Origin of the sequence: Streptomyces nymphaeiformis (assembly GCF_014203895.1) — a bacterium.
GTDB lineage: Bacteria > Actinomycetota > Actinomycetes > Streptomycetales > Streptomycetaceae > Streptomyces > Streptomyces nymphaeiformis.
The window spans coordinates 38,762-59,460 of record NZ_JACHJY010000011.1 but is presented as its reverse complement, the minus strand read 5'-3'; the positions used below and the strand labels follow the sequence as shown (position 1 = coordinate 59,460).

Here is a 20,699-nt window from a genome sequence, read left to right as displayed (position 1 = left end):
ACCTTCCATTGTCCAGCGGTACAGCGAGTTTAGGTATAGAATCTAAGGCATGCAGGGGCGACACCCTGCGAATCTTTCAGTGGATCAAAGACGATCTTTCAGGAGTGGTGATCACCGTGTACACGATCGAGATGGCCTACGCCCGCATGCGTGAGCTGCAGGAGCTGGCCAGCCGCTCGCGTGCCCACCAGCAGTCCGCCGCCTCGAAGCGCGCCGCCAAGAAGCACGCCAAGAAGCGCTAATCCGAACGGGAGCCCCCACCGAGGTCTCCCTCCCAACGGCGGTACAGCTCGTGCGGCACCCCTGCCGCGTCGAGCACCCGCCCGGCGACGAAGTCCACCAGATCCTGGATGTGCGTCGCCCCCGCGTAGAACGCCGGAGAGGCGGGCAGCACCACGGCGCCCGCCTCGTCCAGCGTCACCATGTGCTTGAGCGTCTGTCCGTTCAGCGGGGTCTCCCGCACCGCGACCACCAGCGGACGCCGCTCCTTCAGCGTCACGCTCGCGACCCGCTGCAGCAGGTCCTTCGAGAGCCCGAGTGCCACTCCCGCCACCGATGCGGTCGAGGCCGGCACCACCAGCATCCCCCTGGCCGGGTACGAGCCGGAGGACGGCCCCGCGGCCAGGTCCCCGGCAGCCCAGTACCGCACGTCGTCGAGCCGGTCCGACACGTCGAAGGTGTCCGGCTTCCCGTCCGCGCCCCGCGCCAGCCAGGTCGCCAGGTCCTCGCGCCAGTGCGCGTCCCGGAAGGCGATCCCCGTCTCGTCGAGCAGCGTCAGCCGCGAGGCGCGCGACACGACGAGGTCGACGCCCTCCCCGGCCGCGAGCAGCCCCCTCAGCACGGCGGCGGCGTACGGCGTACCCGACGCCCCGGAAACCCCCACGATCCAGGGGGTGCGCTTGCCGTCGTTCATGCCGCCGAGCCTATCCGTCCTCGCACCGGGACCACGGCCGGGACTACGGGGTGAGCCCGCGGACCAGCAGGTCGAGGAGCGCGCACACGAACAGGCTGATCCCGATGAAGCCGTTCGTCGTGAAGAACGCCCGGTTCAGGCGGGACAGGTCGTTCGGCTTCACGATCGTGTGCTCGTAGCCGAAGGCGGCGACCACGATCACCAGGCCCACCCAGAAGAAGAGACCCGCGTCCGTCGCGAGGGCGTACCAGACGAGGAGCCCCGTGGTGACGACCGCGGAGGCGCGGGCGCCCCACAGTGCCGCCGGGACGCCGAAGCGGGCCGGCACCGACATGACGCCGTGCGCCCGGTCCGCCTGGACGTCCTGGCAGGCGAAGATCAGGTCGAAGCCGCCGATCCAGACGCCCACCGCGAGGCCCAGGATGACCGCGTCCCAGGACCACTCGCCGGTCACCGCGAGCCATGCGCCGATCGGGCCGATGGACTGGGCGAGGCCCAGGATGGCGTGCGGGAAGTTCGTGAACCTCTTCCCGTACGGATAGACGACCATCGGGATGACGGCGAGCGGCGCGAGCGCCAGGCAGAGCGGGTTCAGGAGGGCGGCGGCGCCGAGGAAGACCACGACGGCGATCCCGGCCCCGGTCCACGCCGAGCGCACGGACACCGCCCCGGTCACCAGCTCGCGCCCGGCCGTCCGCGGATTGCGGGCGTCGATCTCGCGGTCGATGATCCGGTTGCAGGCCATGGCGAAGGTCCGCAGGCCGACCATGCAGACGGTGACGAGGAAGAGCGTCCACCAGTGGATGTTCCGGTCGAGCTGGAACATCGCGGTGAGCGAGGCGATGTAGGCGAAGGGCAGCGCGAAGACCGAGTGCTCGATCATCACGAGCCGGAGGAAGGCCTTCGTACGGCCCGGCTGGGCGCCGGGAACGGCCGCGGTCGTCACAGCCCGTACTCCTTCCAGCGGCGGTCCACCAGGGCCGCCGTCGCCGGGTCCGACTCCACCATGTCCGGCCAGCCGCCGTCCCGGGTGTAGCCCTCCTCGGGCAGCTTCTTCGTCGCGTCGATGCCCGCCTTGCCACCCCAGAACTGCTGGTAGGAGGCGTGGTCGAGGTGGTCCACCGGACCCTCGACCACGGTCAGGTCGCGCGCGTAGTCCGTGTTGCCGAGGGCCCGCCAGGACACCTCGTGCAGGTCGTGCACGTCGCAGTCCTTGTCGACCACGATGATCAGCTTGGTCAGCGACATCATGTGCGCGCCCCAGATGGCGTGCATGACCTTCTGCGCGTGCTTCGGGTACTTCTTGTCGATCGAGACGATCGCGCAGTTGTGGAAGCCGCCCGACTCCGGCAGGTGGTAGTCGACGATGTCCGGCACGATGATCTTGAGGAGCGGCAGGAAGAACCGCTCCGTGGCCCGCCCGAGCGGCCCGTCCTCGGTCGGCGGCCGGCCGACGACGATCGACTGGAGCAGCGGACGCCGCCGCATGGTGATGCAGTCGATCTTCAGCGCGGGGAACGGCTCCTGCGGGGTGTAGAAGCCGGTGTGGTCGCCGAAGGGACCCTCCGGCAGCATCTCGCCGGGCTCGAGCCAGCCCTCGATGACGACCTCGGCCTGCGCCGGGACCTGGAGCGGGACGGTCTTGCAGTCGACCATCTCGATCCGCTTGCCCTGCACGAAGCCGGCGAAGAGGTACTCGTCGATGTCGCCGGGCAGCGGGGCCGTCGAGGCGTACGTGACGGCCGGCGGGCAGCCGAAGGCGATGGCGACCGGCAGCCGCTCGCCGCGCTCGGCGGCGACCGCGTAGTGGTTGCGGCTGTCCTTGTGGATCTGCCAGTGCATGCCGATGGTGCGCTTGTCGTGCCGCTGGAGCCGGTAGAGCCCCAGGTTCCGCACGCCGGTCTCGGGGTGCTTGGTGTGGGTGAGGCCCAGGTTGAAGAAGGACCCGCCGTCCTTCGGCCAGGTGAACAGCGCGGGCAGCTCGTCCAGGTCGACGTCGTCCCCGGTGAGGACGACCTCCTGCACGGGGGCGTCCCCGGCCTTCACCTTCTTCGGCGGCACGTGGACCATCGAGCCCAGCTTCCCGAAGGCCTCGCGGACCCCGACGAAGCCGTGCGGCAGCTCCGGCTTGAGGAGCCCGCCGATCTTCTCGCTGATCTCCTCGTACGACTTCAGGCCGAGCGCCTTGAGCAGCCGGCGGTCCGTCCCGAAGACGTTCATCGCGAGCGGCATGGCGGAGCCCTTGACGTTCTCGAAGAGGAGCGCCGGACCTCCCGCCTTGTTCACCCGGTCGACGATCTCCCCGACCTCCAGGTACGGGTCGACTTCGGCCTTGATGCGCTTGAGGTCGCCTTCGCGTTCCAGGGCCCTGAGCAGCGAGCGGAGATCGTCGTAAGCCATAGGGGTCAGTATCGGTCACGGGCTAGGCTTGGGCTGTCACCGGGGCCGTCGGAACCGGCCTCGCCGCTGCTTCCAGGGGGCTGCACCACATGCTCAGGGCGTTGATGTTCATCCTGCCGCTGGCGCTGTTGATCTACGCCTTCATCGACTGCCTGAACACCCCCGAGGACGAGGTCAAGCACCTGCCGAAGGTGGTCTGGGTGATCGTGATCCTCCTCTTCCCCTTCGTCGGGTCCATCGGCTGGCTCGCCGCCGGCAAGCTGCGCCACGCGCCCGCCGGAGGCCGTACGCCCACCCCCTTTTCGACGGGGTACCGCAACCACCGGCACGAGTGGGTGGCGCCCGACGACAACCCGGAGTTCCTGAAGTCCCTCCGCGAGGAGAACGAAAAGGACGAATCCCTCCTCAAGGACTGGGAGGCGGACCTGCGCCGCCGCGAGGAGGAGCTGAAGAAGCGCGAGCAGGGCAAGTCCGGCGAGGACACGGAGACCGAGGGCTGATGGAGCTGCGGCTCCTGGCGACCTTCGAGAAGGTCGCCGACGTCCTCTCCTTCACCCGGGCGGCCACGGAACTCGGATACGCCCAGTCGAGCGTGACGGCCCAGATCAGGTCCCTCGAATCCTCCCTCGGGGTGGACCTCTTCGAGCGCCTCGGCAGCCGCATCCGCCTGACGGAGGCCGGTGAACGGCTCCTCCCGTACGCCCGCCGCATGACGGACCTCGCGGAGGAGGCCCGTACGGCCGTCGCGGCCACGACGGAGCCCTCGGGCCCGATCGCCGTCGGCACCATGGAGTCCCTCACCTCCTACCGGCTGCCGCCGCTCCTGGAGTACTTCCACCACCGCTACCCGAAGGTGCGGCTGACGCTGCGGCCCACGCTCGGCGACGAGACCCGGAAGGCGCTGCGGCAGGGCACGTACGACGTCGGGTTCCTGATGGAGCCGGAGACGGAGCACGAGGGCCTGGAGACGGAGGTCCTGGCCCCGGAGCCGCTGTCCCTGGTGGGAGCCCCGGGCCACCCCCTCTCCGGCCGTACGGACCTGACGACCGCGGACCTGGCGGCGGCGCAGCTCCTGGGCACCGAACCGGGCTGCGCGTACCGCGACCTCTTCGAGGCGGAGCTGCGGGAGTGGGAGCCGCCGTTCATGGAGTTCGGCACGATCGAGGCGACGAAGCGGGGCGTGGCGGCGGGCCTGGGGGTGGCGCTGCTGCCGCGCGTGACGGTCGCGGAGGAACTGGCGGCCGGGGTGCTGGTGGAACTCCCCTGGGAGGCGCCGTTCACGCTCTTCACGCAGCTCGCGTGGCGGCGGGGGAAGCGGCTTCCGGCGCATGTGCGGCTGTTCGTGGAGCAGGCGCGGCGGCTCGTACGAGAGTCACCTTGAGGCTGGCGAGGACGATCAGCGGGACGCCGAGGGCCTGGACGAGCCCGATGTGATGCCCGTACACCGCCCAGTCGACGCCCATGGCGACGGCGGGGTAGGTGAAGGCGAGGACGGCGATCTTGGCGGTGGGCAGCTTGGCGTAGGCGGCGTACATGAGCACGTACATGAGCCCGGTGTGGATGAACCCGAGCCCGACGAGCCAGCCCCACCCGCCGCCGCCGACGCCCCCGAACTCGACGAAGGGCAGCAGCAGCGGCATCCCGACGACGACCTGGACGAGCGCGATCAGATGGGGGCGCACGCCGGTGATCCGCTTGGTGACGAAGGTCGCGAGGGCGTAGAGCACGGCGGCGGCGAGCGCGTACCCGAGCCCGGCCAGGGAGGCGGTGTCGCCGGGCCGCACGCCGGACACGAGGACGAGCCCGAGGAAGGCGAGCACGAGCCACCCGATCTTGGCCCCGGAGATCCGCTCCCGCAGGAAGAGGGCGCCGAGCAGGACGAGGAAGAACGGCTGGGTGTGGTAGACGACGGTGGCCAGCGAGATCGAGGTCGCCCGGTAGGCCTCGAACAGGAACACCCAGTTGAAGACGATGAACACCCCGCCGAGCGCGGCGAGTCCCAGCTTCCTGGGCGTGAACCCGTGGCCGGTGAAGAACCCCCGCAGGAGGCTGTACGCGCCGAGCGCGACGGCCCCGAAGAGGCACCGGAAGAACACCACCTCGAAGGGCGAGGCGCCGGACTCGACGACGAAGACGCCGAGGGTGCCGGAGAGCACCATGGCGAGGGTCAGTTCAAGGGTTCCCCTGGTCTCGTTTCTCATGGGAACGACGCTACGAACGGGGGCCGGGGGCGGTCCACGGGCCAGTGGGGCGTCCTGCCGATGGGGGCGATCGGCGGGTCCGATGGGGCCGGAATACGTCCGGGGGAGGCGGGGTTGGCACCGGATACCCACGACACCGGAGCAGCAGACATGACCCTGGACACCGCACCCGGCCCGGACCGCCCGGACCGCTCGTTCCTCTTCGTGCTCGGCAGCTCCCGCGCCGACGGCAACTCCGAGATCCTGGCCCGCGCGGCGGCCGCACAACTGCCCGCCGACGTCCCACAGCGCTGGGTGGACCTCAATGAACTGGTCCTGCCCGACTTCCAGGACGGCCGGCACGAGGACGCCGGCCGGCGGGCCGGCGAGACCGAGGAACTGCTGCGGCAGGCGACGGTGGGGGCCACGGACATCGTGATCGTCTCGCCCCTGTACTGGTACAGCCTCTCCGCGCAGACCAAGCGCTACCTGGACTACTGGTCGGGCTGGCTGAACGTGCCCGGTTCGGACTTCAAGGAGCGCATGGCGGGCGGCACGCTGTGGGGGGTGACGGCCCTGGCGCACGAGGAGCACGAGGTCGCGGAGGGCCTGGTCACCAGCCTGAACCACTCGGCGGCCTACCTGCGGATGCGCTTCGGCGGCGTCCTGACCGGCACGGGCTCCCGCCCCGGCCGCGTCCGCGCCGACGAACAGGCGATGCTCCGCGCCAAGACCTTCTTCCAGGGCGAGACCCCGCTCGCCCTGTTCCCCTACGAGGAGGAGGCCGGCGCGGTCGCGTGAGGGGCCACGGGACCGGCACCACAGGTCCCGCACCAGAGGGTGTGACGCCCGGGGTCCGGCGGGGAAGGCTCCCCCCATGGATCAGGAACAGGCCCGCCGGTGGCTTCGCACCGCGCTCGACGAGGCCCGCGCCGGGCTCGACGAGGGCGGCATCCCCATCGGGGCCGCCCTCTACGGCGCCGACGGGGCGCTGCTCGGGCGGGGGCGGAACCGGCGCGTGCAGGACGGGGACCCTTCGGCGCATGCCGAGACCGACGCCTTCCGGGCCGCCGGGCGGCAGCGCTCGTACCGGGGGACGACGATGGTCACCACCCTGTCGCCCTGCTGGTACTGCTCCGGCCTCGTGCGGCAGTTCGGGATCTCGCGGGTGGTCGTCGGGGAGGCGGAGACCTTCCACGGCGGACACGACTGGCTCGCCGGGCACGGGGTCGAGGTCGTCGTGCTCGACGACGCCGAATGCGCCGCACTCATGCGGGAGTTCATCGCCGCCCGACCGGCGCTCTGGAACGAGGACATCGGCGATGAGTGAAGCCCGCCTTCCCACCATCGACCTGCGGCGCGACCCCGCCCCGCAGCTCCCCGCCGTCGACCGCGCCCTCCGGGACGCCGGGTTCCTGCTGGTCACCGGGCACGGGGTGGACCCCGGTCTGCGGGCCGCCATCCGCGAGACGGCCCGGGCCTTCTTCCACCTGCCCGCCGCCGTCAAGGAGCCGTACGCCGTGCGGGTCGGCGGGCGGGGGTGGCTCGGGCCGGGTGCGGAGGCCAACGGATACGCGGAGGGGACGGCGACCCCGCCCGACCTGAAGGAGTCGCTCTCCTTCGCGGCGGAGGAGCCGACCGGGGACCCGGCGGTGGACGCCGAGTGGTTCCTGCCGAACACCTGGCCCACCGAGGTGCCCGCGCTGAAGCCGCTCCTCGACACCTACCTGGCGCAGATGAAGGAGCTCTCGGACCGCGTGCTCGACCTGCTCGGCACGGCGCTCGGCGAGGAGCGGGACTTCTTCACCCGGCACACCGGGCACCCCACGTTCGGCTTCAACATCAACTGGTATCCGGGGCTGGAGCGGACCGGCGCACCGGAGCCGGGGCAGTTCCGCATCGGCCCCCACACGGACTTCGGCACGGTCACCGTCCTGGACCGGGAGGCGGGCAAGGGCGGGCTCCAGGTGTTCACCGACGCCGGGGGCTGGCAGGACGCCCCGTACGACCCCGCCGCGTTCACCGTCAACATCGGCGACCTGATGGCCGGTTGGACCGGCGGGCGGTGGCGGTCCGGACGGCACCGCGTGCTGCCGCCGCCGGCCGACGCGCCCGCGGAGGAGCTGATGTCGCTGGTGTACTTCTACGAGTGCACCCCAGGGACCACGATCCACGGCATCGAGTCGCACGGCTATCTGCGGGCCCAGCTCGACGCCATCGCAACGGATTGATATCCCCCGGAAACCGAGTCGAAAAGGCGACCGCTTTACCAACACCCCGTCGATATCCTTGAGTTGACTGTGACGGGGGTGGCAGGGGCGTGGACAGGGAGCTGTACGGCCGCGAGGCGGTCCTGGACGAGGGCGGGCTCGCCGCACGGCTCGTCGGGCTCACCCGGCACGGGACCGCGCGGGTCGCGTACGAGCACGGGGACGACCCGCCGGTGACGGTCTTCACCGGCGGGCGCGGCATGGGGAAGACCGCCCTGCTCAAGGAGGTCCGCAACCGCTACAAGGGCTACACCCCGCTCGCCCTCCTCGACTGCGCCCACATCGAGCCGCCCGCCGACCACGGCCCCGGCTGGACCCCGGTCACGGGCGCCCTGTCCGAGCTGGCCGTGCAGCTGTCGCCGAAGGTCCTCGGCGCCCGGCCCGTGCGGTTCCCCCGGCTGTCGCTCGGCCTGGTCGCGGTCGCCTCGCTCGCCTGGTCCCAGGAGGACGACGAGCGGGCCCGGCGCGACCTCCAGCGCCTCGGGCCGCTCCTCGCGACCGTCGACGCGACCAGGGGCGCCGCCACCAACTGGGTCGGCAAGGTCCTCACCAAGCTCGCCGCCACCTTCGCCGACGCCGCCGCCCCGCTCGCCGGGCTGCTCGCCGAGGCGACCGTGGAGACCGTCCTGGAGGAGGTGTTCGGCCGCCTCCAGCGCTCCTCCGAGAACTGGTACGGCAGCTACCGCAACGCCGGCGGCCGCGGCAAGGCCGGGCTCCAGCAGCTCGCCGTCGACTTCGAGCACGACGGCAGGCGCCGCCGCGAGGCCGAGGCCTTCCTCGTCGGCGCCCTCACCGAGGACCTCCGCCACGCCTACACCGGACTCCAGCGCGGCGCCCGCATCGGCCGGCCCGTGCTCCTCCTCGACAACGCGCACGAACCGCTCGGCCGGCAGCTCGTCGAGCCGATCCTGCGCGCCCGCTCCGCCGAGGGCCGCCGCGACAAGGTCGTCGTCCTCGCCACCTCCCGGGTCCGCGACCACGAAGGCCTGCGGCAGGCCACCCGCACCAAGCTGCCGGAGACCGCGCACCGGGCGCCCTGCCCGCGCGGGACGAGCGTCGGCTCCGGCATCCTCGCCGTCGAGCTGACCCCGCTCTCCCCCGCCCAGACCCGGTCCGCCTTCGACCACCACGATCCGGCGGGCCGCGTCCCCGCAGAACTGGCCCGCGCCGTCCACCGGCTGACCGGCGGCCGCCCCCTCGGCGTGGCCCTCCTCGGCCGGGCCGCCGGGCAGGCCCCCGCCGAGCTGCGGGACGGCCTCACCCCGGGCCGGCTGCTCGACCTGGCGGTGGAGCTGCGTGAGGACGCCCGGCCGGTGCCCGTCGCCCCGACGCTCCTCGCCGAACTCCTGCCGGTGCGCCGCCCGGGGCCGTACGCCGTGCTCGCCGCGACCCACGACGAGGAGTCCGCCCGGATGCTGGCGCACGCCCGGCTCCAGGCCGAGTCCCTGGACGGGGACGTGGCGCTGCGGGTCCGCGACCAGCTGCGCGCCGAGGACTGGGGCGAGGGCCCCGGCCACTTCGTCGCCGACCCGCTGCTGCGCGCGCTGCTCCTGTACCGGCTGCGCTTCGAGGACGGCGACCATCCGCGGTACGCCGCCTGGCACGCCGTCCACGAGACCCTGTACCGGCACTACGGGCCCGGCCCCGGCCCGTACCGCCTCCACCACGGCCTCGCCCTCGGCCACGCGGAGGAGGCCGTGACGCACCTGCGGGAGACCTTCCCCGGGCAGGACGTCCTCGGCTGGCTCGGCCGGCTGCGGTTCATCGCCGCCGCCCCGTACCCCCGCGAGCGGGACCGGCCGGGCCCCGACCCGCGCCGGGCGGTCGCCCTCGGCCAGGAGCCGACCGCCGCGCTGCCCGCCGGCCTCGACCCCGACACCACCGAACTCCATCTGTCCGTACGGCGGCTGCTGCACGCCCTGTGGCTGCTCACCGATCCGCTCGCCCTGCCCGACGACGAGGTCGCCGACCGGCTCGCGCACGAGCTGCGCCGGCTCTCCGGCCGCCATCTGACGGGCAGCGGTTCACTCTGGGACGCGGCAGGCCACTGGCCGCGCGACATCCGTGCCTGGCGGGAGCCGTCGCTGCCGCCGGGCCGTGAGAACGGAGTCTGACGCCATGCCCGACCGTTTCACCGCCCGGCTGCGCCGGCACGTCCGCACCCCCCGCCAGAAGTTCGTCGCCACGGCCGTCACCGCCTCCGTCGTCCTCGGCTTCGGCACTTACGGCTTCACCCGGCTCACCACCCCGGAGAACCGTTCCTGTGCCGAGGGCGTGGCCCGTCCCCTCGACAGCGCCGAATGCATCGGCGTCAACGGCTCCGGCCATGACTTCGGCGAGGCCGACCTCAAGGACGTCGCCGAGAGCATCCGCGCCGAGAACGCCTCCCTCAAGGCCGGCGAGTACGTCACCGTCGCCGTCCTCCTGCCCCTGACCTCCACCGACAGCGGCATGCGGGTCAAGGTCCTGCACGAGGTCCAGGGCGCGTACGCCTACCAGCGGCGGGCCAACCAGGAGTCCAACGGGCAGCGGCCCACGATCCGCCTCGTCCTCGCCAACACCGGCCAGGGCAACGCCCACTGGCGCACCGTCGTCGACCGGCTCGTCGCCATGGCCGACGGCCCCGACCGGCTGCGTGCCGTCTCCGGCATCGCCACCTCCTCCGGGGAGATGCGGGAGGCGGTGGCCGCCCTCACCCACGCCAAGGTCGCCGTCGTCGGCACCACCATCACCGCCGACGACATCGCCAACGGCCCCGGCCGCAAGCCCTTCCCCGGCCTCGCCCGCGTCTCCCCCACCAACAGCGACGAGGCCAGGGCGCTCGCGAACTTCGGCCGCGTCGACGCCGCCAAGGCCCTCCTCGTCCAGGACACCCGCAGCGGCGACCACTACGTCGACACCCTGAAGGCGGCCTTCGCCCAGTCCCTCAAGCAGGCGCCCCTCGAACCGCAGGAGTTCACCTCGGCCCCCGACTCCACCCAGGAGGGCACCACCGCCAACACCTTCGTCAACATCACGCACCTCATCTGCGACACCCGCACCGAGACCGTCTTCTTCGCGGGCCGCCACACCCAGCTGCGCCAGTTCATCAACGCGCTCGGCGACCGCGGCTGCGTCGACCGCGCCTTCACGGTCCTGACCGGCGACGAGGGCTCGTACCTCGGAGCGGACGAGAAGCTCGACCGGAAGGCCCTGAAGAAGAAGGTGACCGTGCGGTACGCGGCCCTCGCCCACCCCGACGCCTGGCAGCCGGCGCCCGGGCGGCAGATCCCCCGCACGGGAGGCTCCCCGCAGGCGTACGCGGACTTCCTGGCGGACATCGCGAAGGCGGCCCCGAAGGACAGGCCGGTGCCGCTCTCGGACGGCCAGGCGATCATCGCGTACGACGCGATGGCGACGGCGGTCCACGCCATCCGCCAGGCCACCCCGGAAGGCGTGGCGTACCCGTCGAAGGAGGACGTCGGTACGCAGTGGCCCCAGGTCAAGGGCTCCCTGCGGGTCCAGGGCGCGAGCGGCTGGATCTGCCTGGACAACTACGGCAACCCGTACAACAAGGCGGTCCCGATCGTGGAACTCGCCCAGGACGGCTCACCGCGCTTCGTCCAGACGGCCTGGCCGGAGGGCAGGCCTCCGACCTCCACCTGCCTGCCGCCGAAGAAGGGGTGAGCCGCCCTACGGCACCCATTTGGGCCAGGGGGCGTCGTCGCGCTCGTACAGCTCCCGCAGGTGCCGCCACCGCTCCGGCGACCAGTCCCGCCAGTCCGTCGGATGACCGGACAGCGCCGCGGCGAGCCGCTCGAAGTGGTCGTGCCACCCGGCGAGACAGTCGAGCCGGTACTCCGGCGTCCCCCGCACCTCGTTCGTGAAACGCAGAACGGTCGATCCGCCGCCCCCGGACCCCGGTTCCAGATGGAACCGCATCCGTCCGTGCGTCGCCGGATCGACCGTGTACTCGGCCACCACGTCGGGATCCCAGGCGGTCACCCGCCCCGAGACCTCCGTCTCACTGTTCAGCCAGCGGAGGGTGACCTTCCCGCCGAGCCGCGGCTCCAGCGGGTCCGCCTCGCACAGCCAGCCCGGCAGGCCCTCGGGCGAGGCGACGGCCGCCCAGACCACCGGCATCGGCTGCGGAAGGTCCACGACGAAATGCAGCAGATGCCGGTCGCCGTCGTGGGTCTCGCTCCTGCCCCGGGGGATCTCGCTCATACCTCCAGCGTCACCCCGGGACAGGTCCCGTGCCAGCTCAGACGCCGGCGTAGGAGTGCTTGCTGCTCACGAAGATGTTGACGCCGTAGTAGTTGAAGAGGAAGCAGGCGAAGGCGATGAGCGCGATGTACGCGGCCTTCCGCCCCTTCCAGCCGGCCGTCGCGCGCGCGTGCAGGTACGCCGCGTAACCGACCCACGTGATGAAGGACCAGACCTCCTTGGCGTCCCAGCCCCAGTAGCGGCCCCACGCGTCGCCGGCCCAGATCGCGCCGGCGATGATCGTGAACGTCCAGAGCGGGAAGACGGCCGCGTTGACCCGGTACGAGAACTTGTCGAGCGAGGCCGCGGAGGGCAGCCGCTCCATGACGGAGCGGGCGAAGGAGCCGGGGTTGCCGCCGGTCGCGAGCTTGTTCTCGTACGAGTCGCGGAAGAGGTACAGCAGGGTCGCGACCGCGCCGATGTAGAAGACCGCGCCGCAGAAGATCGCGGTGGAGACGTGGATCCACAGCCAGTACGAGTCGAGCGCCGGGACCAGCTGGTCGCTGGGGGTCTTCAGCCAGGTGACGGCCATGCCCAGGTCGAGCAGGACGGTCGTGACCAGCGGGAGGCCGATCCAGCGGACGTTCTTCTTCGCGACGAGGAAGCCGAGGTACGCGCCGACCGCCACCGTGGAGAAGGTGGTGGAGAACTCGTACATGTTGCCCCAGGGGGCCCGCTGCACGGAGAGCGCCCGGCTGACCACGCCCGCCGCCTCGATGGCGAAGGCGAGGACGGTCAGCGAGATGGCGATGCGGCCGTACAGGTCGCCCTTGACCGTGCCGCCGGCCGCGCCGGGACCGTCCGGCACGTCACGGGTGCCGGCCGCGGAGCGCGTGACGACCTTCGGCTTGTCGAGGACGGCGGTGCCTCCGGCCTGCTTGACCTTCACGGTCACGCCGGCGGCGGGGGCGGCCTTCGGAGCGGAGGTGAGGGCGGCGGCGGTGCGGCCGACCTTGCTGCGGCTGCCGAACACCCACTCGGCGATGTGGGCGAAGAAGGCCAGGGTGTAGACGGCCATCGAGGAGTAGATGAGCAGGTCGCTCAGCTGCGCCAGGCTCTCGTTGGTCGCGGTGGCGGCGAGGATCACTTGTCGGCCTCTCCAGAAGGGGCAGGGTCTTCTGCGGGTTCTTCCGCGGGTTCCGGTGCGGGGGGCGCGTCCGCGGTGAGCACGACCGCGAGGTCGCCCAGCTCCTCGGGCAGCCTGGCGGACTCGCTGCGGCCGAGGCCGGCCATCTCGACGACGGTCACGCCGTCCTCACCGCGCACGGCACGCACCCAGACGCGGCGCCGCTGGATGAAGAGCGAACCGCTCAGACCGGCGATCGCGGCGATCGCGCCCGCGAGGGCGAGGCCGTTGCCGGGCTGCTGCGAGATCTGGAAGCTCGCCCATTCCTTGACGTCCTTCTCGAAGGTGATCGAGCCGGCGCCGCCGGGCAGCGTCATGGTCTCGCCGGGCAGCATGCGCTGCGCGAGCTTGTTGCCGGAGCCGTCCTTGAACTGGGTCATCTTGGACTTGTCGAGCTGGTACACGTTCTGCGGCAGGCCGGAGTTCACGCGCAGGTCGCCGTGGAAGCCGGTGAGCGCCATGACGGGGAAGTCGAGCGCGGGGAACTGCGAGAACATCGTGCCCTTGCCGGCTCCCGCGAAGGTCGGCACGAAGAAGGCCTGGAAGCCCAGCTGCTCCTTCTTGCCGTTCTTGTCGCGGTAGCCGTCCATGACCTTGATGGCGCCGGTGGACGTGATGTTGTTGTCGATGGGCAGCAGCGGCACCGCGCCGTGGAAGACGGTCTTGCCGCGGCCGTCCTTGACGGTGACGACGGGCGCGTACCCGTGGGCGATCAGGTAGACCTTGGAGCCGCCGACCTCCAGCGGCTGGTTGACCCGGATGACCGCCTTCTTGTCCGGGCCGCCCTGCGACCAGGTGACGGCCGCCTCGAAGGTGCGGGGGGTGCCGCGCTGGGGGCCGTTCTTCTCGTACGTGCCGGTGAAGGAGTCCAGCTTGAAGCTGAACGGCTCCAGGTCGTCGGTGCCGAACAAGGAGCCGGACTTGAAGTCGTCGTACTGGGTGAGCGTGTTGGAGAAGCCGTCGCCCTCGACGATCAGCTTGCCGCCCTCGGACTTGAAGAGCTGGCCGACGGCGAAGGCCACGAGGATGACGATCAGGGCGACGTGGAAGATCAGGTTCCCGGCCTCGCGCAGATAGCCCTTCTCCGCTGCGACCGCGTTCCCGACGGTGTGGGCGCGGAAGCGGCGGCCCTTGAGGACGGTGAGCGCGGCCTCGCGGACCTGCTCGGGCTCGGCCCCGGTGCGCCAGGTGGTGTACGCGGGGAGCCGGTCGAGGCGCCGGGGGGCGCCCGGCGGGCGGCTGCGGAGCTGGCCGACGAACTGCCAGCTGCGCGGCACGATGCAGCCGATGAGGGAGACGAACAGCAGGATGTAGATCGCGGAGAACCACACGGAGCTGTAGACGTCGAAGAACTGGAGCTTCTCGTACAGCGGGGTGAGGGTCTCGTGGGCGGCCTTGAAGGTCTGCACCTTCAGCTCGTCCGCGCTGTTCTGCGGGATGAGGGAGCCGGGGACGGCGCCCAGGGAGAGCATGAAGAGGAGGATCAGCGCGACCCGCATGGAGGTCAGCTGCCGCCAGAACCAGCGGATCCAGCCGATGACCCCGAGGGCGGGGCCGCCGATGGCGGCGTCGGTCTCCTCCTGAGGAGCGGTCGAGAGCCGGGCCCCGGCCGCCTCCTCGGCGGCACGCCCGGTCTCGCTCGTATCGGTCTTGCTCATGGAACTCAGATCCCCACCGTGAAACCGCTGGACCAGCCCTGCATCGTGGCCACCATGCTGTCCCACGCGCCCGTCAGGAGCAGGACACCGGTGACGATCATCATGCCGCCGCCGATCCGCATGACCCACACATAGTGCTTCTTCACCCATCCGAACGCGCCGAGCGCCTTGCGGAAGGCGATGGCGGCGAGCACGAACGGGACGCCGAGGCCGAGGCAGTACGCGAAGGCGAGTATCGCCCCGCGGCCGGCGCTGGCCTGCTCCAGGGCGAGGGCGTTGACCGAGGCGAGCGTCGGACCGATGCACGGGGTCCAGCCGATGCCGAAGAGCGCGCCGAGGAGCGGGGCGCCGATCAGTCCGGCGACGGGCTTCTTGTGGAAGCGGAACTCCCGCTGGGTGAACCAGGGCATCAGGCCCATGAAGAACACGCCCATGAGGATCATGAGCACGCCGAGGATGGTGGTGAGCGTCTCGCGGTACTCCTGGAGCGTCGCCCCGAAGTAGCCGAAGAGCGCGCCGCCGGAGACGAACACGGCGGTGAAGCCGAGGACGAACAGGACGGCACCCGCGGTCATCCGGCCTCGGCGGCTCTCGGCGAGGTCGGTGCCGGTGACGCCGGTCACGTAGCTCAGGTAGCCGGGGACGAGCGGCAGGACGCAGGGGGAGAAGAAGGAGACCAGGCCGCCGAGGACCGCGAGGGGCAGGGCGAGCAGCAGGGCTCCGCTGGTGACCGTCTCGTTCACCGGCTCACTTCTCCTTGAGGAGGGGCTCGATCATCGACCGGAGCTTCTTCTCGTCGAGCGCCATGAGGGAGCGGGCGGCGATCTTGCCCTCCTTGTCGAGGACGACGGTGGAGGGGATGGCCTGCGGGTTGAGCGTGCCCTTGGGGAAGCCGAAGAGGATCAGCTTGCCCTGCGGGTCGTAGAGGCTCGGGTAGGGGATCCCGTAGTCCTCCTCGAAGGCGAGCGCGGGCTGCTGGTTGGGGTCGCGGGTGTTGAGCCCGACGAACTCGACGCCCTTGCCCTCGAAGTCCTTGGAGACCTTCGCGAAGTGCTTGGCCTCGGCGCGGCACGGGGCGCACCAGGAGCCCCAGACGTTGAGGACGACGACGTTGCCCTTGAGGTCGGCGACGTCGAGCCGCTTGCCTTCGAGGGTCTCACCGGCGATCTCGTTGGGGGCCGTGCGCTCGCCCTTGGCGACGGTGGAGATGCCACCGGTGTTGGTCACGAAGTTGGTGTTGCCACCGCCGCCGGACTTGCCGTTGTTCTCGCCACCGCAGGCCGAGAGCACGAGGGCGGCGGCGGACAGCAGCCCGACGGCGGTCAGGGTGCGCCGGGTGCGTCGGGGGGCACGGCTAAGGCTCATGTGAAAAGTTTCGCATGGGCGTTTGGGGGATCTTGGGCACCCCCCTACGTGCCCGTAAAGCCCCTTGTCAAGATCGCCTAAGCGGTGGGTCGGAAGAACTAGGCGGTCGGGGTGGAGGTGGCGGTCGGGTTCACGGTCGGGGCGTCGGGCCGGAGGAATGCGTTCCACCCGCCGGCGGGCTTCTGACCCACCTCCAGAGTGCGCAGTTTCTCCAGGATCTTCGGGTCCTGGACGTCGAGCCAGTCCACGAACTGCTTGAAGGAGACGAGCCGCACGTCCTTCTTTCCGGCCATTCCCTTGAGCGCCTCTTCGACGGCGTCCATGTAGATGCCGCCGTTCCACTGCTCGAAGTGGTTGCCGATGAAGAAGGGCGCGCGATTCGACTCGTACGCGCGCGTGAAGCCGGAAAGGTACGCGTCGGCGGCCTGCCTGCGCCAGCCGGGATAGCGCGAGGGCATGCCCTTGGTCGTGTTCTTCGACTGGTTGGCGAGCATGTTGTAGTCCATGGAGAGGACTTCGAAGGAGTGCCCGGGGAAGGGCACGGCCTGCAGCGGCAGGTCCCAGATGCCCTGGCGCTTGGTCGGCCACGTCTGGCGGCCGCCGGGCGAGCTGGCGTCGTAGCGCCAGCCCAGGCGCTTGGCGGTGGGCAGCAGGTTCTCCTGGCCGAGGAGGCAGGGGGTGCGGCCGCCGACGAGCTCCTTGGAGTAGTCGAAGGGCAGCGGGTCGAGGTCGGTCCAGCCGCTGTTGGTCTTCCACTCGGTGACGAACTTCATGGCCTGGTCGATCTCGCTCTGCCACTGGGCCGGGGTCCAGTTGCCGACGGAGCCGGAGCCGCCGCAGAAGTGCCCGTTGAAGTGGGTGCCGATCTCGTGGCCGTCGAGCCAGGCCTGCCGGACGTGCTTCAGGGTCTCCTTGATGTGCTCGTCGGTGAGGTAGCCGATGTCGGAGGCGCCGACGCGGTTATTCGGCGGGCGGTAGAGGTCCTTCTTCGACTCGGGGAGGAGGTAGATCCCGGAGAGGAAGAAGGTCATCGCCGCGTCGTTGTTCTTGGCGAGTTCGAGGAAGCGCGGGAAGAGGCCGTTGCCGACCTCGCCGGCGCCGTCCCAGGAGAAGATCACGAACTGGGGAGGGGTCTGGCCGGGTTCGAGCGGGACGGGGGCGTCGGGCTGGTGCGGCTGCTTGCCGGTGTCGGCGGTGGAACCGTCGCCGATCGGGCGGGCGTCGTCCTTGGTCGGGGTGGGCGTGCCCGGGTCCGCCGAGACGTCACCCCCCTTACCCGGTCCGGAACGTCCAGACTTGTCCTGATTGTTGGTACTGCATGCCGCGAGACCCATCGCCGCGGCGGCCCCAACGCCCGCCCCGAGGAGCCCCCTTCGACTGATCCCACTGATCCCGCGCATGACATCCCCATTCGCGCTGACGTATGACCTAAACGTCATCCAAACCGACAATGAGTGAGATGCCGGGAGGAACACGGAGGTTCCGGAAAATCGCACAAAAATTTTAGGGCGATCGGATGACATGAACATCATCCGACCGCCCTGAACTGTGGCGCTCGGGGACCCCCCTGTCCAGAGGGGACGAGGGAACCCCGACGGGGATCACGCCCTTCGGCGCGCGGGGCCGGGCCCCTCGGCGCGGGGCCGGGCCCCTCGGCGCGCGGGGCTACGCCCCGAAGGCCTTCGACTTCCCCTTGACCGGCTTCGCACCCGCGAGGAGGTGCGCCGGGACCAGGTCCCGGGCCGGCTCGCTGTACCCGACCGAGACGATCTTGTCGCCGCGGTACGTGAACGAGGTCAGCGAGGCCAGCGTGCACTGCCGGCGCCGCGGGTCGTGCCAGAGCCGCCGCTTCTCCACGAAGCTCCGCACGATCCAGATCGGCAGCTGGTGGCTGACGCAGACCGCCTCGTGCCCCCGCGCCGCGTCCTTCGCCGCGTCGAGCGCGCCCATCATGCGCACGACCTGCTCGACGTACGGCTCGCCCCAGGACGGCTTGAACGGGTTGGTGAGGTGCTTCCAGTTGCCCGGCTTCTTCAGCGCGCCGTCGCCGACGCCGAAGGTCTTGCCCTCGAAGACGTTCGCCGCCTCGATGAGCCGCTCGTCACTGGCCAGATCCAGACCGTGCGTCTTCGCGATCGGCGTCGCCGTCTCCTGCGCCCGCTCCAGCGGGGAGGCCACGACGTACGTGACGTCCCGCTCGGCCAGGTGCTCGGCGACCCGGTCCGCCATCTGACGGCCCAGCTCGGACAGGTGGTAGCCGGCGCGGCGCCCGTACAGCACGCCGTCGGGGTTGTGGACCTCGCCGTGCCGCATCAGGTGGACGACGGTGATGTCCTCGTCGCCGTAGTGCTGGTCGCTCATGCCGTGGCCTCCGCGGCGGCGCGGGCCGCGGCCGGGAGCGCGGCGGCGATGCGCTCGATCGCCCGCTCGTCGTGCGCGGTCGACACGAACCAGGACTCGAACGCGGACGGCGGCAGGTACACGCCGTCGGCCAGCATCGAGTGGAAGAAGGCGTTGAAGCGGAACGCCTCCTGCTTCTTGGCGTCGTCGTAGTTCCGCACCTCGTCCGCGGTGAAGAACACCGAGAACATGTTGGACGCGGTCTGCAGCCGGTGCGCCACGCCCTCCTTGGCCAGCGCGCCCGTGACCAGGCCCTGGATCTCCGCCGAGACGGCGTCGACCTTCTCGTACGCGGCCTCGTCGAGCAGCCGCAGCTGCGCGAGGCCCGCGGCGGTCGCGACCGGGTTGCCCGACAGGGTGCCCGCCTGGTAGACCGGGCCGGCCGGGGCGAGGTGCCCCATGACGTCGGCGCGGCCGCCGAACGCCGCGGCCGGGAAGCCGCCGCCCATGACCTTGCCGAAGGTCATCAGGTCGGGCTTCACGCCGTCGACGCCGTACCAGCCGGCCCGGCTCGTACGGAAACCGGTCATCACCTCGTCGGAGATGTACAGCGCGCCGTTCTCCCGGCACAGGTCCGCGAGGCCCTGGTTGAAGCCGGGCAGCGGCGGAACCACGCCCATGTTGCCGGGCGAGGCCTCGGTGATCACACAGGCGATCTCGCCCGGGTGCGCGGCGAACGCCGCCCGCACCGCGTCCAGGTCGTTGTACGGCAGCACGATCGTGTCGCCGGCCTGAGCGCCGGTCACCCCGGGCGTGTCCGGGAGGCCGAAGGTCGCCAGACCGGAACCGGCCGCGGCGAGCAGCGCGTCCACGTGGCCGTGGTAGCAGCCCGCGAACTTGACGACCTTGGCGCGCCCGGTGAACCCGCGGGCGAGCCGGATCGCGGACATCGTGGCCTCCGTACCGGAGGAGACGAGGCGCACCTGCTCGACCGGCTCGATCCGCGCGACGATCTCCTCGCCGAGCGCGACCTCGCCCTCGCCGGGCGTCCCGAAGGAGGTGCCGCGGGCCACCGCGGCCTGCACGGCGGCGGTCACCTCGGGGTGCGCGTGGCCGAGAATCATCGGCCCCCACGAGCAGACGAGGTCGACGTACTCACGACCGTCCGCGTCGGTGAGGTACGGACCGGTACCGGACACCATGAACCGGGGCGTTCCGCCCACGGCCCGGAAGGCACGCACCGGTGAGTTCACGCCGCCGGGCGTCACGAGGGAAGCGCGGTCGAAAAGCGTCTGTGAGACTGGGGCTTCGTATGAATACGGCACTGTGATCCTGACCTGCGAGAACGACTTCGGGCACGACATCGGGAACGGAGGGACGGCGGTGAGCATCCTGTCTGTTACGCCGAGGCGCTCCCCGTCCGCGTCTGCGAAACTGGGGCGTCATAGGGATGACTCACGGAATCCATGGTGTCAGAGGCCACGGCGTTCTTGCGGACAGGTGTTTCACCGTACGAACGCGGGGGAGGTCACTGACACGATGATCGGGTTGCGCGGCGGGGTCGTGTTGCCGAGAAAAAGCAGTCGGGTGGAGATATGCATCGCGGTGGCGGACCGGGCGAGGGGACGGACGATCTGGGTCCGGAGTCTGCCCGGCGGGGGAGGCACCGGCGCAGGCGCACCGAGGAGCCGACCGCTTCGGAGCGCCGGCCGAACCCGGAGCCCCCTGCGGAATCGGCCCCGACGACCGGGGGCCGGAGCTTGGGGGTGACGTACAAGTACTTCGGCGCGCCCAACAGCGCCACGGCGGCCCAGGTCCCGATCTCGATGCGCCCCGAGGAGCTCGGCGGGGACGAGCTCGGCATGGGCGGCATGTTCACCAAGATCAAGCCCGAGACGATAGCGGCCATGGTCCTCACCGGCATCCAGGGCATGCCCCTGCACAAGGTGCCGCCGCTCGAGCTGGTCGTGCTGCACCCCGACTACGCGGTCGTGAAGCTGCCGATGACCGTCGTCGACCCGCTGCGCGGGATCGGCGAGGAGTCGGTCGGCGCCGCCGCCTTCATCTGGTCGACGGTCCCGGACCGCGGCGGCCCGCGCGACGCCTTCGACGTCTACCAGCTCCTCCACGAGTGGCAGGACTTCTCGGTCCGCCTCCACGAGGCGGGACACCAGCCGTACTGCCTGGTCTGGCCCTGACCTC

21 protein-coding genes are annotated in these 20,699 nt (G+C 71.0%); 9 read left to right on the top strand and 12 right to left on the bottom strand.

Going from position 1 to position 20,699, the window contains the following annotated elements:
* Window positions 1-104: 104 nt before the first annotated feature.
* Window positions 105-242, top strand: coding sequence for a hypothetical protein (locus tag GGE06_RS33550; RefSeq protein ID WP_181924608.1), 138 nt, complete (start codon window positions 105-107; stop codon window positions 240-242).
* Here GGE06_RS33550 and GGE06_RS33545 read toward each other — a convergent pair.
* The 3 genes from GGE06_RS33545 to GGE06_RS33535 are packed head-to-tail and all read right to left on the bottom strand — an operon-like array spanning window position 239 to window position 3,313.
* Entirely contained in the window at window positions 239-913 is a 675-nt protein-coding gene (locus tag GGE06_RS33545; protein ID WP_184932554.1) for a UbiX family flavin prenyltransferase, read from the bottom strand. The two genes, GGE06_RS33550 and GGE06_RS33545, sit on opposite strands and share 4 nt — an antisense overlap.
* A 43-nt stretch (window positions 914-956) precedes the next feature.
* Complete coding sequence (mqnP, locus tag GGE06_RS33540) at window positions 957-1,859, bottom strand: menaquinone biosynthesis prenyltransferase MqnP (RefSeq protein ID WP_116160412.1); 903 nt, start codon at window positions 1,857-1,859, stop codon at window positions 957-959.
* Window positions 1,856-3,313, bottom strand: coding sequence for a menaquinone biosynthesis decarboxylase (locus GGE06_RS33535; RefSeq protein ID WP_116160411.1), 1,458 nt, complete (start codon window positions 3,311-3,313; stop codon window positions 1,856-1,858). The genes mqnP and GGE06_RS33535 overlap by 4 nt, the downstream gene beginning before the upstream one ends.
* Window positions 3,314-3,402: 89 nt before the next feature.
* Here GGE06_RS33535 and GGE06_RS33530 point away from each other — a divergent pair, with 89 nt between their 5' ends.
* Window positions 3,403-3,813: a PLD nuclease N-terminal domain-containing protein gene (locus GGE06_RS33530; RefSeq protein ID WP_116160410.1), complete on the top strand. Its 411-nt coding sequence runs from the start codon at window positions 3,403-3,405 to the stop codon at window positions 3,811-3,813.
* Entirely contained in the window at window positions 3,813-4,694 is an 882-nt protein-coding gene (locus GGE06_RS33525) for a LysR family transcriptional regulator (protein WP_184932553.1), read from the top strand. Before GGE06_RS33530 ends, GGE06_RS33525 begins: the two co-directional genes overlap by 1 nt.
* Here GGE06_RS33525 and GGE06_RS33520 read toward each other — a convergent pair.
* Window positions 4,600-5,514: a DMT family transporter gene (locus GGE06_RS33520; RefSeq protein ID WP_116160408.1), complete on the bottom strand. Its 915-nt coding sequence runs from the start codon at window positions 5,512-5,514 to the stop codon at window positions 4,600-4,602. The two genes, GGE06_RS33525 and GGE06_RS33520, sit on opposite strands and share 95 nt — an antisense overlap.
* A 150-nt stretch (window positions 5,515-5,664) precedes the next feature.
* Between GGE06_RS33520 and GGE06_RS33515 the strand changes: the two genes are divergently transcribed.
* The 5 genes from GGE06_RS33515 to GGE06_RS33495 all read left to right on the top strand — a co-directional run bounded on the left by GGE06_RS33515 (window position 5,665) and on the right by GGE06_RS33495 (window position 11,429).
* The gene (locus tag GGE06_RS33515) at window positions 5,665-6,294 is read left to right on the top strand and encodes a flavodoxin family protein (protein WP_116160407.1); all 630 of its coding nucleotides are present in this window, start codon (window positions 5,665-5,667) and stop codon (window positions 6,292-6,294) included.
* 76 nt (window positions 6,295-6,370) lie between these two features.
* Window positions 6,371-6,823 carry a nucleoside deaminase gene (locus tag GGE06_RS33510; RefSeq protein ID WP_116160406.1) on the top strand — a complete coding sequence of 151 codons (453 nt, stop codon included), beginning with the start codon at window positions 6,371-6,373 and terminating at the stop codon, window positions 6,821-6,823.
* Window positions 6,816-7,724: an isopenicillin N synthase family dioxygenase gene (locus tag GGE06_RS33505; protein WP_184932552.1), complete on the top strand. Its 909-nt coding sequence runs from the start codon at window positions 6,816-6,818 to the stop codon at window positions 7,722-7,724. Before GGE06_RS33510 ends, GGE06_RS33505 begins: the two co-directional genes overlap by 8 nt.
* 89 nt (window positions 7,725-7,813) lie before the next feature.
* A complete protein-coding gene (locus GGE06_RS33500) occupies window positions 7,814-9,877 on the top strand; it encodes a hypothetical protein (RefSeq protein ID WP_116160404.1) in 2,064 nt (687 codons plus the stop codon).
* Window positions 9,878-9,881: 4 nt separating this feature from the next.
* A complete protein-coding gene (locus GGE06_RS33495; RefSeq protein WP_116160403.1) occupies window positions 9,882-11,429 on the top strand; it encodes an ABC transporter substrate-binding protein in 1,548 nt (515 codons plus the stop codon).
* Window positions 11,430-11,435: 6 nt separating this feature from the next.
* On the opposite strand, the gene GGE06_RS33490 is transcribed toward GGE06_RS33495, so the two are convergent.
* The 8 genes from GGE06_RS33490 to hemL form a co-directional block, all read right to left on the bottom strand.
* A complete protein-coding gene (locus GGE06_RS33490; RefSeq protein WP_116160402.1) occupies window positions 11,436-11,969 on the bottom strand; it encodes an SRPBCC domain-containing protein in 534 nt (177 codons plus the stop codon).
* A gap of 37 nt (window positions 11,970-12,006) precedes the next feature.
* Window positions 12,007-13,092 (bottom strand): c-type cytochrome biogenesis protein CcsB, encoded by a 1,086-nt coding sequence (ccsB, locus tag GGE06_RS33485; RefSeq protein WP_181924886.1) that lies wholly within the window; start codon window positions 13,090-13,092, stop codon window positions 12,007-12,009.
* The gene (gene resB / locus GGE06_RS33480) at window positions 13,092-14,792 is read right to left on the bottom strand and encodes a cytochrome c biogenesis protein ResB (protein ID WP_181924607.1); all 1,701 of its coding nucleotides are present in this window, start codon (window positions 14,790-14,792) and stop codon (window positions 13,092-13,094) included. The genes ccsB and resB overlap by 1 nt, the downstream gene beginning before the upstream one ends.
* A gap of 5 nt (window positions 14,793-14,797) precedes the next feature.
* Window positions 14,798-15,535 (bottom strand): cytochrome c biogenesis CcdA family protein, encoded by a 738-nt coding sequence (locus GGE06_RS33475; RefSeq protein ID WP_184932551.1) that lies wholly within the window; start codon window positions 15,533-15,535, stop codon window positions 14,798-14,800.
* A gap of 4 nt (window positions 15,536-15,539) precedes the next feature.
* Window positions 15,540-16,157 (bottom strand): TlpA family protein disulfide reductase, encoded by a 618-nt coding sequence (locus tag GGE06_RS33470; protein ID WP_184932550.1) that lies wholly within the window; start codon window positions 16,155-16,157, stop codon window positions 15,540-15,542.
* Between the two features lie 98 nt (window positions 16,158-16,255).
* Window positions 16,256-17,557, bottom strand: coding sequence for a polysaccharide deacetylase family protein (locus GGE06_RS33465; protein WP_221518828.1), 1,302 nt, complete (start codon window positions 17,555-17,557; stop codon window positions 16,256-16,258).
* 265 nt (window positions 17,558-17,822) lie between these two features.
* Window positions 17,823-18,518 carry a histidine phosphatase family protein gene (locus GGE06_RS33460; RefSeq protein ID WP_116160398.1) on the bottom strand — a complete coding sequence of 232 codons (696 nt, stop codon included), beginning with the start codon at window positions 18,516-18,518 and terminating at the stop codon, window positions 17,823-17,825.
* Window positions 18,515-19,861, bottom strand: coding sequence for a glutamate-1-semialdehyde 2,1-aminomutase (hemL, locus tag GGE06_RS33455; protein ID WP_116165469.1), 1,347 nt, complete (start codon window positions 19,859-19,861; stop codon window positions 18,515-18,517). The genes GGE06_RS33460 and hemL overlap by 4 nt, the downstream gene beginning before the upstream one ends.
* Window positions 19,862-20,092: 231 nt before the next feature.
* On the opposite strand from hemL, the gene GGE06_RS33450 reads away from it, so the two are divergent.
* Entirely contained in the window at window positions 20,093-20,695 is a 603-nt protein-coding gene (locus GGE06_RS33450) for a hypothetical protein (RefSeq protein ID WP_116160397.1), read from the top strand.
* Window positions 20,696-20,699: the final 4 nt, after the last annotated feature.

Coding starts and splice junctions, on each gene's coding strand:
- GGE06_RS33515 (WP_116160407.1), top strand. CDS start 5,665: ATGACCCTGGACACCGCACCCGGCCCGGACCGCCCGGACCGCTCGTTC.
- GGE06_RS33450 (WP_116160397.1), top strand. CDS start 20,093: ATGCATCGCGGTGGCGGACCGGGCGAGGGGACGGACGATCTGGGTCCG.
- GGE06_RS33460 (WP_116160398.1), bottom strand. CDS start 18,518: ATGAGCGACCAGCACTACGGCGACGAGGACATCACCGTCGTCCACCTG.
- resB (WP_181924607.1), bottom strand. CDS start 14,792: ATGAGCAAGACCGATACGAGCGAGACCGGGCGTGCCGCCGAGGAGGCG.
- GGE06_RS33520 (WP_116160408.1), bottom strand. CDS start 5,514: ATGAGAAACGAGACCAGGGGAACCCTTGAACTGACCCTCGCCATGGTG.
- GGE06_RS33535 (WP_116160411.1), bottom strand. CDS start 3,313: ATGGCTTACGACGATCTCCGCTCGCTGCTCAGGGCCCTGGAACGCGAA.
- GGE06_RS33510 (WP_116160406.1), top strand. CDS start 6,371: ATGGATCAGGAACAGGCCCGCCGGTGGCTTCGCACCGCGCTCGACGAG.
- GGE06_RS33470 (WP_184932550.1), bottom strand. CDS start 16,157: ATGAGCCTTAGCCGTGCCCCCCGACGCACCCGGCGCACCCTGACCGCC.
- GGE06_RS33490 (WP_116160402.1), bottom strand. CDS start 11,969: ATGAGCGAGATCCCCCGGGGCAGGAGCGAGACCCACGACGGCGACCGG.
- GGE06_RS33495 (WP_116160403.1), top strand. CDS start 9,882: ATGCCCGACCGTTTCACCGCCCGGCTGCGCCGGCACGTCCGCACCCCC.
- GGE06_RS33530 (WP_116160410.1), top strand. CDS start 3,403: ATGCTCAGGGCGTTGATGTTCATCCTGCCGCTGGCGCTGTTGATCTAC.
- GGE06_RS33505 (WP_184932552.1), top strand. CDS start 6,816: ATGAGTGAAGCCCGCCTTCCCACCATCGACCTGCGGCGCGACCCCGCC.
- GGE06_RS33525 (WP_184932553.1), top strand. CDS start 3,813: ATGGAGCTGCGGCTCCTGGCGACCTTCGAGAAGGTCGCCGACGTCCTC.
- GGE06_RS33465 (WP_221518828.1), bottom strand. CDS start 17,557: ATGCGCGGGATCAGTGGGATCAGTCGAAGGGGGCTCCTCGGGGCGGGC.
- GGE06_RS33545 (WP_184932554.1), bottom strand. CDS start 913: ATGAACGACGGCAAGCGCACCCCCTGGATCGTGGGGGTTTCCGGGGCG.
- hemL (WP_116165469.1), bottom strand. CDS start 19,861: ATGTCGTGCCCGAAGTCGTTCTCGCAGGTCAGGATCACAGTGCCGTAT.